This window comes from Streptomyces sp. NBC_00252 (genome assembly GCF_036187565.1).
Classification (GTDB): Bacteria; Actinomycetota; Actinomycetes; order Streptomycetales; family Streptomycetaceae; genus Streptomyces.
Genome location: NZ_CP108087.1, coordinates 1,003,898 through 1,016,952, shown reverse-complemented (window position 1 = coordinate 1,016,952; position 13,055 = coordinate 1,003,898). Strand labels below are relative to the sequence as shown.

At 71.3% G+C, this 13,055-nt stretch carries 8 protein-coding genes; 2 read left to right on the top strand and 6 right to left on the bottom strand.

Features of this window, described 5'->3' with window-relative positions; all coding sequences use genetic code 11:
* Window positions 1-4: 4 nt before the first annotated feature.
* From OHT77_RS04480 to OHT77_RS04470, 3 genes are all read right to left on the bottom strand, one after another.
* On the bottom strand, window positions 5-1,477 hold the full coding sequence (locus OHT77_RS04480) for an APC family permease (RefSeq protein WP_328826648.1): 1,473 nt from the start codon (window positions 1,475-1,477) through the stop codon (window positions 5-7).
* Between the two features lie 222 nt (window positions 1,478-1,699).
* A complete protein-coding gene (gene sthA / locus OHT77_RS04475; RefSeq protein WP_328826647.1) occupies window positions 1,700-3,103 on the bottom strand; it encodes a Si-specific NAD(P)(+) transhydrogenase in 1,404 nt (467 codons plus the stop codon).
* Window positions 3,104-3,172: 69 nt separating this feature from the next.
* Complete coding sequence (locus OHT77_RS04470; protein ID WP_328826646.1) at window positions 3,173-3,379, bottom strand: hypothetical protein; 207 nt, start codon at window positions 3,377-3,379, stop codon at window positions 3,173-3,175.
* A 187-nt stretch (window positions 3,380-3,566) separates the two neighbouring features.
* Here OHT77_RS04470 and OHT77_RS04465 point away from each other — a divergent pair, with 187 nt between their 5' ends.
* Window positions 3,567-5,402 (top strand): glycoside hydrolase family 15 protein, encoded by a 1,836-nt coding sequence (locus OHT77_RS04465; protein ID WP_328826645.1) that lies wholly within the window; start codon window positions 3,567-3,569, stop codon window positions 5,400-5,402.
* Window positions 5,403-5,537: 135 nt separating this feature from the next.
* The gene (locus OHT77_RS04460) at window positions 5,538-7,025 is read left to right on the top strand and encodes an esterase (RefSeq protein WP_328826644.1); all 1,488 of its coding nucleotides are present in this window, start codon (window positions 5,538-5,540) and stop codon (window positions 7,023-7,025) included.
* 64 nt (window positions 7,026-7,089) lie between these two features.
* Here the strand turns inward: OHT77_RS04460 and OHT77_RS04455 are convergent, their stop codons facing one another.
* From OHT77_RS04455 to OHT77_RS04445, 3 genes are all read right to left on the bottom strand, one after another.
* Window positions 7,090-9,822 (bottom strand): SpoIIE family protein phosphatase, encoded by a 2,733-nt coding sequence (locus OHT77_RS04455; protein ID WP_328826643.1) that lies wholly within the window; start codon window positions 9,820-9,822, stop codon window positions 7,090-7,092.
* A 76-nt stretch (window positions 9,823-9,898) separates the two neighbouring features.
* Window positions 9,899-12,442, bottom strand: coding sequence for a SpoIIE family protein phosphatase (locus OHT77_RS04450; RefSeq protein WP_328826642.1), 2,544 nt, complete (start codon window positions 12,440-12,442; stop codon window positions 9,899-9,901).
* A gap of 241 nt (window positions 12,443-12,683) precedes the next feature.
* Window positions 12,684-12,908, bottom strand: a complete 225-nt coding sequence (locus OHT77_RS04445) for a hypothetical protein (protein WP_328826641.1) — start codon at window positions 12,906-12,908, stop codon at window positions 12,684-12,686.
* Window positions 12,909-13,055 lie beyond the last annotated feature (147 nt).

The window sequence follows — 13,055 nt, the reverse complement described above, 5'->3', positions numbered from 1 at the left end:
CCCCTCAGAAATCTGTCGGGAGACCCTGATGGACCCGGGACTGTTCGGGCACGAAGTCGTCGGGGACGTAGTCCGTCTCGACGGTGTGCGTCGCGTCGAGGCGCGAGGACCGGTAGTAGTCGCTGCCCCGCTTCCAGTACCAGAGCATCGGGATCAGCCCCACGGCCAGGCCGCCGATGCCGATGGCGATCGCCGCGTCGCTCAGGTCGCCCAGTGACTCGACGAAGATCCAGAACATGAACAGCGCGCCGAACAGCGGCCACACCCCGCCGAAGAGGAAGTTCGCCGCGGACTTGAACAGCATCTTGCGGTAGGCGACGACGACCGCGAGACCCGCCAGGCCGTAGTACACGGCGATCTGCAGACCGATCGCCGAGATCGCGTCGGAGAGGATCTCGCCCACCGAACCGAGCGCGTTCGAGGCGATGAACATCGCCAGCGCCACCCCGCCGACCACGGTGATCGCGACCCAGGGCGTGTTCCACGTGCGGTGCACCCGGCCGAGCGCGGCCGGCATCGTGCGGTCGCGGCCCATCGCGAACAGCGAGCGCGTGACCTGGATGAGGGTCGTCTCCAGGGTGGCGATGGTGGACAGCATCACCGACACGATCAGCAGCTTGCCGCCCCAGCCCGGCCAGATCTCGTCGCCGAGGACGGCCAGCACATTGGCGTCGTTGCTCTCGATCTGCCGAGAGGTGAGGATGATGTTCACCGCGATGGTGAACACCTCGAAGAGCAGGAAGACGATGCCGACGCCGATCAGGCCCGCGAGTCCGGTCGTACGACGGCTGTTGCGGGTCTCCTCGCTGAGGTTGCTGGTGACGTCCCAGCCCCAGTAGTAGAACGCGGCGATGAGCGCGCCCGACGCGAAACCGGACACCCCGTCGAAGTGACTGAAGCCCAGCCAGGACCAGTCGAAGGCGCGGGCGTTGCCGGTGTGGACGACGGCGAACACGGCGAACAGCGCCAGGATCCCCAACTCCACGCCGGACATGATCAGTTGGGCGCGGACGGTGAGCCGGGCCCCGCCCAGCACCACCAGCAGCATGAGGACGAACCACGCGGCGCCGACCACCGTCGACAACGCCGTGTCGTCCGCGAGGCTCTGATCGAAGAGGGACAGCGTCATCGAACCGGCGGGCAGTGACCCGGCGATCATGAAGATGGTCGCGGAGACCACCAGGGCCCAGCCGCTGATGAAGCCGAGAAAGGGGTGCAGGGTGCGGCCCACCCAGGAGTAACTCGCCCCCGCGTTCACGTCGATACGGCCGAGATAGCTGAAGGCGAGCGCGATGCCCAGCATCGGTATCGCGCAGTAGAGGAGGGCCGCCGGACTGGCCAGCCCCACCGCGCCGACCAGGACCGCGGTGGTCGCGGCCAGCGAGTACGCCGGGGCGCTGCCCGCCACGGCCATCACCACGGTGTCGAACGTACCGAGGGCATTGGCCTGCAGCCCTCTGCCCCTGTTGTTGCTCATGGATGCGCTGCTTTCCGTCTTGCACGACGTGGGGGGTTGAGCGGACCGGCCCCGGACCCGGAGAGGGATGGCCTCGGGTCAGTGACCGGTCGGAACAACAAAGGGAAGGTGGATACCCGTTTAACCGCTGCGTCGGCGGACGGTCACACCGTGTGTGGGTGTGATGATAGCCCTACCTCTTGACCTTTCAAGATTGACCAGCCAGTAATCTCCTGTGAACGGTCAGTCGCCGAGTCGGTCGATCTGCCGCAGTTTGTTCGTCGCGTCGAGGGCGGCGACCTTGTAGGACTCAGCGAGAGTCGGGTAGTTGAAGACCGCGTCGACGAGATAGTCGACCGTGCCGCCGCAACCCATCACCGACTGGCCGATGTGAATGAGTTCCGTCGCGCCGGTGCCGAAGCAGTGCACGCCGAGCAGGGTCCGGTCCGTGGGGGAGACCAGCAGCTTCAGCATGCCGTGCGAGTCACCGATGATCTGGCCGCGCGCGAGCTCGCGGTAGCGGGAGATCCCGACCTCGAACGGCACGCACTCCTCGGTGAGCTGGTCCTCCGTCTTCCCGATGAAACTGATCTCCGGGATGGTGTAGATCCCGATCGGCTGCCGGTCGTCGATCCGGTGCACCGGCTCGCCGCAGGCGTGGTACGCCGCCGTACGGCCCTGTTCCATCGAGGTCGCCGCGAGGGCCGGGAAGCCGATGACGTCACCGACGGCGTAGATGTGCGGCACGGCCGTACGGAAGTTCTCGTCGACGTCGATCCGGCCGCGCCGGTCGGCGGACAACCCGGCCTTGTCCAGGTCGAGTTCGTCGGTGAGACCCTGCCGGCCCGCGGAGTACATCACGGCGTCGGCCGGGATCTTCTTGCCGCTCTCCAGCACGGTCAGCGTGCCGTTGGCGTGCCGCTCGACGGCGGCCACGGTCTCGCCGAAGCGGAAGGTGACGGCGAGGTCCCGCAGGTGGTACTTGAGCGACTCGATGACCTCCAGGTCGCAGAAGTCGAGCATCCCGGCGCGTTTCTCCACCACGGTGATCTTGCTGCCGAGCGCCGCGAACATGGAGGCGTACTCCATGCCGATCACGCCCGCGCCGACGATGACCATGGACCGCGGGACCTTGGGCAGGTCCAGGACGTTGTCCGAGTCCATGATGGTCTGCCCGTCGAACTCGACGGTGTCCGGGCGCGCGGGGCGGGTGCCGGTGGCGATGACGATGTGCTCCGCGGTCAACAGCCGTTCGTGGCCGGTAACTTCGGTCAGCGCGACGGTGTGCGGGTCGACGAAGCGGCCCGTGCCGGCGAACAGGGAGACCTGGTTGCGGGACAACTGGTTGCGGATGACGTCGACTTCACGGCTGACCACGTGCTGCGTGCGCGCGGTGAGGTCGCCGACGGTGATGTCGTCCTTGAGGCGGTAGCTCTGGCCGTACAGATCGCGCTGGGTGAGGCCGGTGAGATACAGCACCGCCTCGCGCAGCGTCTTGGACGGGATGGTCCCCGTGTGGATGGAGACCCCGCCCACCATGTCGGGGCGGTCGACGACGGCGACCCGGCGGCCGAGCTTGGCCGCGGCGATGGCGGCCTTCTGGCCACCCGGTCCTGAACCGATGACAAGCATGTCGAAGTCGGGCACCTCCGGAGTCTGTCAGCCGGGGTGCCGTCTCCGAAAGGGTGAACGGGTAACCAGGTGCCGACAAGACGTCTAAGGCAGCAGTTTGTCCAGCGCGGCCGCCCCCTCCGCCGCGATCTTCCGCCGCGCCCACTCCAGATTCTCCGGCGTCACGTCCCGCCCGGCCGCCAGCACCACGTCCTCCGGCGCGACCTCCGTCCCGGTACGGGTGTGCAGCAGGTCGTCCGGGGTGGCGCGATCCTCGGGCGGGACGGACGCGTCCGACTCTGACATCGACATGGGGCCTCCTCCTCAGGACCGGCCCCGCACAGGACCGGCCGGCTCACCGGCATCGTACGAGTGCCGTGGGTCCCACTCCCACGATTCCCCGCCCGATCCCAGTACGCATCCGGAAGAGTGGCCGATCGAGAACCTGAACCTAAGCTGGAACCGGCCCGCGCGGGCCCGAACCAGGGAGGCTGCCGCGATGGTCGAGACCCCGCCCGAGCAGGACACCCCCACCGGACCCGGATATCTGCCCATCGCCGAGCACGGACTCATCGGTGATCTGCGGAGCGTGGCGCTGGTGGGGACGAACGGCACGATCGACTGGTACTGCTGCCCGTCCTTCGACGCCCCCAGCGTCTTCGCCGCGATCCTGGACGCCGAGCGCGGGGGCTCCTTCGAGCTCGCGGCCTCCGTCCCGGCCCGCACCAAGCAGTTCTACTTCCCCGACACCAACGTCCTGATCACCCGGTTCTTCACCGAGGAAGGGGTCGGCGAGGTCCAGGACTTCATGCCGGTGACGGGGGAGACGGACGAGTCCGCCCGGCACCGGCTGATCCGGCGTGTGGTGTGCGTACGCGGCTCGGTGCCGTTCCGGACGCGGGTCGCCCCGAGGTTCGACTACGGCGCCAGCCCGCACACCGCGCGCATGGTCGGCGACGTCGCGCTCTTCGAGTCCGCCGACAAGTCCCTCGCGCTGACCGCGACCGTCCCCCTGGAGTGCGACGACGTCGACGTGTGGGCCGACTTCAAGCTCGACGAGGGCGAGTCCGAGGTGTTCGCCCTCGACCAGGTCGACGGCGAGGTCACCTCCCGCCCCTGCGCCCGCCAGGAGGCCGAGGACGAGTTCGCCGCGACGGTCGCCTACTGGCGGCGCTGGGTCTCCCAGTCCCGCTACCGGGGCCGCTGGCGCGAGATGGTCCACCGCTCCGCCCTCACCCTCAAACTGCTCACGTACGCCCCGACGGGCGCGATCGTCGCCGCCCCCACCACCAGCCTTCCCGAACAGCTCGGCGGCGAGCGCAACTGGGACTACCGCTACGTGTGGATCCGCGACGCCGCCTTCTGCGTCTACGCCCTGCTCCGCCTGGGCTTCACCGGGGAGGCCGAGGCGTTCATGAAGTTCGTGACCCGCTACATCAGCCCCGGCGACGGCAACCCGTCGGGCCCGCTCCAGATCATGTACGGCATCGACGGCCGCACCGAACTCACCGAACGAGAGCTCCCGCACCTGGAAGGCCACCAGAAATCCGCCCCGGTCCGCGTCGGCAACGCGGCGGCCGACCAGCTCCAACTCGACATCTACGGCGCCCTGATCGACTCCATCTACCTCTACGACAAGTGGGCCCAGCCCATCTCCAGCGCCCAGTGGGACGACGTGTGCGCCCTCGTCGACTGGGTCTGCGAGAACTGGGACCAGCCCGACGAGGGCGTCTGGGAGACCCGCGGCGGCCGCAAGAACTTCCTCTACTCACGCCTGATGTGCTGGGTCGCGATCGAGCGCGGGATCCGCCTCGCCAACCGCCGCGGCCTGCCCGCCGACCTCCCGCACTGGCTCAAGTGCCGCGACACCATCTACCGCCGGATCATGGACCGCGGGTGGTCGGTCAAGCGGCAGGCCTTCGTCCAGTACGAGGGCAGCGACGTCCTCGACGCCGCCCTGCTGATGATGCCGCTGGCGAAGTTCATCGCCCCCACCGACCCCAAGTGGCTCTCCACACTGGACGCGTTGACCGAGGAACTGGTCTCCGACTCCCTCGTCTACCGCTACAACCCGCAGGCCAGCCCCGACGGCCTGCGCGGCGACGAGGGCACGTTCTCCATCTGCTCGTTCTGGTACGTCGAGGCCATGGTCCGGGCCGGCCGCGTCGACGAGGCCCGCCTCGCCTTCGAGAAGATGCTCACCTACGCCAACCATCTCGGCCTGTACGCCGAGGAGATCGGCCGCACCGGCGAGCAACAGGGCAATTTCCCGCAGGCGTTCACCCATCTCGCCCTGATCAGCGCCGCGTTCAACCTGGACCGCGCCCTGGGCTGACCGGTCCGTGCCCGTCCGGGTCCCGCAACAAGTGTCACCGAGGTGTCACAGCACACCGGGGCACCACAACTCCCTGGCTGTGACCCGTGTCGAACCCCCTGACCGCACCACCTATGACCCACGGGGGAACACACCATGAAGAACGTTTCGCGCAAGAAGGTCTCCGCCGCCGTCGCGTCCGCGACCTTCCTGCTCCTGGCCGGCGCCGGCATCGTCGCCGCACCGGCCAGCTACGCGGGCGTCCCCGGCGGCACCAGCGCCGTCGACCGCAACAGCGACTTCAACGGTGACGGCTACGACGACGTCCTCATCGGCGCCCCGGACGGCACCGTCGACGGCAAGCAGGGCGCCGGCTACGTCACCGTCCAGTACGGCGCCCCGAACGGCATCGCCACCAACACCACGGTCCCCAAGGGCCACACCGCCGTCATCAGCCAGTCCACACCCGGCGTCCCCGGCAACTCGGTGGCCTACGACTCCTTCGGCCAGGCCATCGCCACCGGTGACGTCAACGGCGACGGCTACGACGACGCCCTCATCGGCGCCCCGGGCAAGGACGAGGGCAGCGCCGAGAACGCCGGCCGCGTCACCGTCCTCTACGGCTCCAAGGCCGGCCTGGGCGCCGAGGCGAACACCTCCTTCGCCTCCACCAAGCCCACCGCGGACGCCCGCTTCGGACAGGCCCTGGCGGCGGCCCGCTTCACCGGAGCCACCGACGCCGACGAGATGGCCGTCCTCGACAACGACGGCGCCCAGATCTTCGCCTTCCACACCGACATCCTGCACCTGATGGGCACCCTGAACACGACCACCCAGCCGGGCGGCCACCGCATCCAGCCCGCCTACCTCACCACCGGCGACTACGACCGCAACGGCTTCGCCGACCTGGTCATCTCGGGCTACAGCCCCGACGACGACTACCAGCAGGGCTGGTCGGCCCTCTACGCGGGCGGCGAGACGGAGTTGACGTACCGTCAGGACCTGAACGGCGGCCTCGGCACCGCGTCCGGCGACATCAACCACGACGGCTACGACGACCTGGTGGTCGGCCAGCTCAGCAGCGCCGACGACAAGGCCGAGGGGGACGACGGCGGCAAGATCGCCGTGTACTACGGCAGTTCCGAGGGCACCACCGGTCCCGCGGACTGGTGGTCGCAGAACTCCCCCGGCGTTCCCGGAACGTCGGAGCACGGCGACGCCTGGGGCAACGACCTCTCCGTCGGTGACGTCAACGGCGACGGCTACGCGGACATCGCCGTCGGCGCGCCCGGCGAGGACATCGGCACCGTCCAGGACGCGGGCGCCGTATGGCTGCTGCGCGGCTCACGCGACGGCGTGACCGCGACCGGCGCCCAGTCCTTCGACCAGAACACCGCCGGCATCCCCGGCACCGCCGAGGCCGACGACGCCTGGGGCTCCCAGGTCCGGCTGGCCGACACGGACGCGGACGGCCGCTCCGAACTGGTCGCCTCCGCGCCGGGCGAGAACTCCGGTGACGGCTATGTGTGGCTGCTCCCGGCCGGCCCCAACGGCCTGCTCGCCGATGGCTCTTCGCTCTACGGCGCGGCGGACCTCGGCGGTGCGCCGAAGGGGGCGCGCTTCGGGGCCGCCATCGACGAGTAGGGGGTGGGGCGGCGCCCGTACCGGCTCGGTGGCCGGTACGGGCGTTTCCCATGAACCGGGTTGGTCACAGCGCCTGTTCGGCCCAGATGACCTTGCCCGCCGGGGTGTACCGGGTGCCCCAGCGCTCGGACAGCTGGGCCACCAGGAACAGGCCCCGGCCGCCCTCGTCCGTCATCGCCGCGTACCGCAGGTGCGGCGAGGTCGTACTGCCGTCGTAGACCTCGCAGATCAGGGTGCGGTCGCGCAACAGACGTACGCGGACGGGGTCGTTGCCGTAGCGGATGGCGTTGGTGACCAGTTCGCTGAGGATGAGTTCGGTGGTGAACGTCAGCTCGTCCAGGCCCCAGTGGGTGAGCTGGCGGGTGACCGAGGAACGCATGTCGGAGACGGCCGCCGGGTCGGACGGGACGCGCCATTCGGCGATGCGGTCGGCGCCGAGCGCGCGGGTGCGGGCGACGATCAGGGCGATGTCGTCGCTCGGCCGCACCGACAACTCCGAGTCGAGGACGGCCCGGCAGGTGTCCTCGGGGGAGTCGCCGGAGTGGGTGAGCGCGCTGCGCAGCATCTCCAGGCCGACGTCGATGTCCCGCTCGCGGTCCTCGACCAGGCCGTCCGTGTACAGGACCAGCCGGGTGCCCTCGGCGAGCTCCAACTCGGCCGTCTCGAAAGGGAGTCCGCCGAGACCGAGTGGGGGTCCCGCCGGGACGTCGGGGAAGTCGACGGTGCCGTCCGGCCGGATGAGCGCGGGCGGCGGATGTCCGGCGCGGGCGACGGTGCAGCGCAGGGTCACCGGGTCGTAGATCGCGTACAGGCAGGTCGCGCCGGTGACCGGGGCGACACTGTCCTCGGTCGTCTCGTCCTGGTCGATGCGGCCGACCAACTCGTCCAGCAGGCCGAGGAGTTCGTCCGGGGGAAGGTCGAGCGCGGAGAAGTTGTGGACCGCCGTGCGCAGCCGTCCCATGGTGGCCGCCGCGTGCAGACCGTGGCCCACCACATCGCCGACGACCAGGGCGACCCGCGCGCCGGACAGGGGCAGGACGTCGAACCAGTCGCCGCCGACCCCGGCCTTCGCCGGCAGATAGCGGTAGGCGACGTCCAGCGCGGTCTGTTCGGGCAGCCGGCGGGGGAGCAGGCTGCGCTGGAGGGTGACCGCCATGCCGTGTTCGCGGGTGTAGCGGCGGGAGTTGTCGATGGAGACGGCCGCGCGGGCCACCAGCTCCTCGGCGAGGGCGAGTTCATCGCTGTCGAAGGGGTCCGGCTTGTCGGCGCGCCAGAAGTTGACCACGCCGAGGATGAGGGCACCGGCCCGCAGCGGCACGGTGATCAGCGAGTGGATGCCGTACTCGACGACCTGCGCGGTGCGCTCGGGGTCCTGGGTGAGCCAGCCGGGGGCGTCGCTGAGCCGGGGTTCGACGACGGCCTCGCCGGTGTCGAGGCTGCGGGCCTGCGGGGAGGACGCGATGAACTGGATCTGCTTGCCGACGGGGTAGAGCGGGACGTCGTCGCGGACCCCGCTGGAGGCCGTGCGGCGCAGCTCGGTGCCGGGCTGCGGTTCCTCGCCGCTCAGGACCGCGTCGTAGAGGTCGACCGTGACGAAGTCCGCGAAGCGGGGGACGGCCAGTTCGGCGAGTTCCTCGGCGGTGCGGGTGACGTCCAGGCTGGTGCCGATGCCCACTCCGGCGTCGTAGAGCATGTTGAGGCGTTCGCGGGCGACCTCGGCGCGGCCGGAGAGGGCGCGGAGTTCGGTGGAGTCGCGCAGGGTGGTGACGCTGCCGGGCGGGCCGCCCTTGAGGTCGGTGGGGCGCTGGTTGACGGCGAGCAGCCGGTCGCCGACCCGGTGCACCTCGTCCGTCGCGACCCGAGCGGAGGCCAGCAGGGCGGTCATGTCGGCGTCGAGTCCGAGGTCGAGGACCAGGAGTCCTTCGGCGTTCTCGGGCAGGTCGAGGAGCTGGCGCGCCTCGTCGTTGGCGAGCAGCAGCCGGCCCTCGCCGCTGACGATGATCACGCCCTCCCGCACGGCGTGCAGGACCGCGTCGTGGTGCTCGTACATCCGGGTCATCTCGTGCGGGCCCAGGCCGTGCGTCTGGTGCTGCAGGCGTCTGCTGACCAGGGCCGTGCCGCCGGTGGCGAGGAGGAGTGCCGCTGCCGCCGCGGTCAGCAGGAGCGGCAGCTGCTGGTCGGCGGCGCCGCCGACGTTCGCCTTCGTCACCCCGGCCGAGACCAGGCCCACGACCTTGCCGCCGGCGCCCCGGACGGGAACGACGGCCTGCACCAGCGGTCCGATGGTGCCGGTGAGTTCCTCGGTGACGACGTGCCCGGCCAGCGCTGGGGCGATGTCCCCGACGAACTTCTTGCCGATGCGGTCCGGCTTGGGATGGGTGTAGCGGATGCCGTCGGTGTTCAGTACGACGATGAAGTCCACCTTGGACGCCTTGCGGGCGGCCTCGGCGCGCGGCTGGAGGATCGCCGTCGGGTTGGGACTGCGCAGGGCGGCGACCGTGCCCGGCGCGTTGGCGAAGGTCTCCGCGACGGCCACCGACCGGTTGCGGGCCTCCTGCGTGCTGTCGCGCCGCACCTGGAGGACCTGCGCCACCACGGCCGACACGACCAGCAGCAGCACGATCACCACCTGCAGCATGAACACCTGCCCGGCGACGCTGCGGCCGCCCAGCTTCCCGCCCAGCGGGGCGCGCCGGTGTCCGCGCGCCCGACGGGCACGGTCGTACGGGCGCTGTGCACGCAGACCGTCGGGGCGGGGGGTCGGCCGGGCCCTTCTCCGACCCGTCAGGCGGACCATGTGCCCATGTCTACACTGCCCGACCTCAGGAGGCGAGGGGCGTCACAGGCGGTGACAGGGCGTGGCCTGCCGCGGGTCACGGGTGCCGTCCGGGCTTGGTGCGCCGGGCGGCGAGCAGCAGCGCGATGTCGTCGGGGCGGTCGGCCGCGTGCCGGGCCGCCGTGGTGAGCCGGTCGGCGACACCGGCCAGGGACCGTCCGCCCGTCCGCGCGGCGGGCCCGGCCGCTTTCGCGAGGGCGACCCGCAGGGCGGCGATGCCGTCGTCGATGTCGACACCGGGGCGCTCGACGAGCCCGTCGGTGTAGAGCGCGAGGATGGAGTCCGGCTCCAGCTGGAGCTCCGCGACCGGGTACTGGGCGTGCGGGTCCACCCCGAGGACCACGCCTCCGGGGATGTCCCAGACCCGGGTGCGGCCGTCCGGGGTACGGATCAGCGGCGGCGGATGCCCGGCGCGGGCGACCCGGACCAGGCCGCTCGCCGGGTCGAGCCGGAGATAGCAGCAGCTCGCGAACTGGCCGGGGTCGAGGTCGATCAGGAGATGGTTCGTGCCGCTCATCACCTCGTCCGGCGGCCGGTCCCCGAGCGCGAACGCCCTGACCGCACTGCGGAGTTGGCCCATCGTGGCGGCGGCCTGCACGCCGTGCCCCTGGACATCGCCGATGACCAGGGCGAGACCGTCGCCCGCCTCGACGACGTCGTACCAGTCGCCGCCGACCTCCATGCCCTGGGTGCCCGGCAGATAGCGCCCGGCCGTCTCAACCTGCGGGTGGGCGGAGAGCCGGCGGGGGAGGAGGGCCTGCTGGAGGCCGCGGGCGAGGGCGGCCTCCGAGTCGTAGCGCTGGGCCTTCTCCATCGCGTGGGCGATCAGGCCCGCGAGGGCGGTGAGCACCGCGCGTTCCTCGGTGCTGAAGCTGCGGGAGCGGTCGAAGCCGAGGATGCAGGAGCCGACCGGACGGCCGGACGCGATCAGCGGCAGGAACGCGCGGGCGCCCTCCTCGGCGTCCAGGGGGATGCCCGGGTAGGCCTCCGCGAGCTGCTGCATGGAGTCGAAGAAGAGCGGGCGTCCGCTGGTGAGGGTCTCGACACCGGGGAGTCTCGTGTCGAGACCGACGCCGTCGAAGGGGGTGAGGAAACCCTGCGGGAAGCCGTTCTCCCAGGCCAGGTACAGGTGCCGGTCCTGGAGCAGGTAGATCGCGAGACGGCGGCCGCCGAACGCGGGCAGCAGCTCCTTCATCACGACCGCCGACACCTGCCGGGCGGTGACCGCCTCCGTCAGCGCGATGGCGAGCACGATCGGCCGGTACAGCGGGGCAAGCGAGGTGACACCGGCCGCCGCCGCGCCGTTCCCGTCGGTGTGCGCGGGCAGCAGCGGCAGCGGCGGCCCCGTCACACGGTTCGACGGGGCGACCGTGCAGGTCAGCCCGTCCCGGCCGGGATGGACGGCCATCGCCAGCCAGTCGCCCTCGTACGGCTCCTGCCGCTGCTCCGGGTCGTCCGGGCGCCGGACGTGGAAGTGCACAGGCTCCAGCGACAGCAGGGCGCCGCGCAGCTGGTCCTCGCAGCCGATCTGGTTCAGCCAGGGCACGCCCTCCCACAGCGGGCGGCCCAGCAGCTCCTGCCGGTCCCGGCCCAGCAGCTGGGCGGCGCGCGGATTGGCGTAGGTGACCAGGCCCATCCGGTCCAGGCAGAACACCCCGTCCGGGAGCAGATCGGCCGCGCTGTCGTACGTCGACGCGGCGCCCGGGTCGACGACGACACCGCTGACCGGCGGGCCGCCGCCGGGCGGGACCGGGCCGGTGGCGGGTGTCCACAGGTCCAGCAGCCGGATCGAGCCGTCCGCCGCCCGCACCCGCAGGGGCAGCGGAGGCGGCTTCCCGGCGGCCGTGGCCCGCAGCGCGGCCATGACCTGGTAGGTGTCGCCCGGCGCCACGACGTCCGCGATCGCCTGCGCGCTGTCCAGAGCCGTCGCGGGCTCCACGCCCAGGAGTGCGTGCAGGGCACCGTCCCCGGTCACGGCCGCCGTCACCGGATCCCAGACGAACCGCGCCATCCGGCCCTCGGGGCGGTACGTGGCCGTCGCCTGCACGCACACGGCCTCGCCGTCCCAGGCGACGTGCAGCCCGTCCTCGTCCTTGTGCTCGTCCTCCAGCTCCCGCAGCGCCGCGCCCAGCTCCTCGGCCAGCCGGGTCATCCGGTCCAGGCCGGACAGCACCTCGGTGGCGTCCGGGGCGGAGGGGCGCAGCACGGTCAGCACGCCGTACGTCGTGGAGCCGCTGATGACGGGCACGTACAGGGACCCGAACTGGAAGGGCAGGCTCGCGGCGAACTGGGGGTAGCGGCGCATGCACTCCGTGGCGTTCGGCAGGACCACGTGGACGCCGAGGCGGTAGGCGTCGGCGACGGGGAACTTGCTGTCGGCGTGCAGCCGGCCCCAGGGGCGGAACAGCGGCCCGGGCAGTCCCGCCAGCACGGCGAGACGCAGCAGGCCGGGCGTGTTCGACCGCAGGTAGACGCCTCCCGAGTGGCCGCCGGCCGCGTCGATCGCCTCCGTCGAGGCGTCGATGAGCAGCTCGGCGAGCCGTCCGGGCGTCCCCTTCTCGCGCTCGGCACTCCCAGTCATTGGGGCCCTACCTCGTCCCTGTGGCACCGGGTGGGTGACACAGCAAGAATGCGCCAGGACGCGGCCGGGGTCACCTGGGCGGACGCGACGGACCGGTGAGGCACGGGTATCGCCGGGCCGCCGGTGTCTGATGAAGTGATCAAGAGTGACTCAAAGGTCGATGTCGGGTGCGGGGTGCGGTGCGGTGTCGCCGGCTCCTGACGGAGGCCCCTCGGCGCGGGTGCCGGGGGCTTCTGGTGGGTCAGGCGACGAAGGCGTGCGGACCGGTACCGGAGCGGTGACCGGGCCCGCCGAAGGTGGTCCCGCAGGGGAGGCCGTCGGCCCCCGCGCGGTCGGTGTGCCCGTGGCCGGTCGTCCGCGGTCCGACGGGGCCGGAATCGCCGGTCGCCGTGGAGCGGTCGTGCGTCGTCCGGCCGGTGCGCCCGTGCACGGCGGGCGGCCTCCCGGCGGACTGGGGTGTGGCCATGGGGCGGTGCCCTTTCGGAACGACGCGTGGAGTGGGCAGGCGGAACAGGGGAGTTGAGGCCGACCCGCGTCAATGGTCGGTCCCCGCCCCGTGCCGTTCAGGATGGCGCAAACTACGCCTCTCGCGGGGCGAATTCGATCTGTTGCC

Excerpts from the sequence above, each read along its gene's own strand:
- OHT77_RS04470 (WP_328826646.1), bottom strand. The coding sequence starts at position 3,379 with ATGTCGATGTCAGAGTCGGACGCGTCCGTCCCGCCCGAGGATCGCGCC.
- OHT77_RS04450 (WP_328826642.1), bottom strand. The coding sequence starts at position 12,442 with ATGACTGGGAGTGCCGAGCGCGAGAAGGGGACGCCCGGACGGCTCGCC.
- OHT77_RS04455 (WP_328826643.1), bottom strand. The coding sequence starts at position 9,822 with ATGGTCCGCCTGACGGGTCGGAGAAGGGCCCGGCCGACCCCCCGCCCC.
- OHT77_RS04465 (WP_328826645.1), top strand. The coding sequence starts at position 3,567 with ATGGTCGAGACCCCGCCCGAGCAGGACACCCCCACCGGACCCGGATAT.
- OHT77_RS04460 (WP_328826644.1), top strand. The coding sequence starts at position 5,538 with ATGAAGAACGTTTCGCGCAAGAAGGTCTCCGCCGCCGTCGCGTCCGCG.
- OHT77_RS04445 (WP_328826641.1), bottom strand. The coding sequence starts at position 12,908 with ATGGCCACACCCCAGTCCGCCGGGAGGCCGCCCGCCGTGCACGGGCGC.
- OHT77_RS04480 (WP_328826648.1), bottom strand. The coding sequence starts at position 1,477 with ATGAGCAACAACAGGGGCAGAGGGCTGCAGGCCAATGCCCTCGGTACG.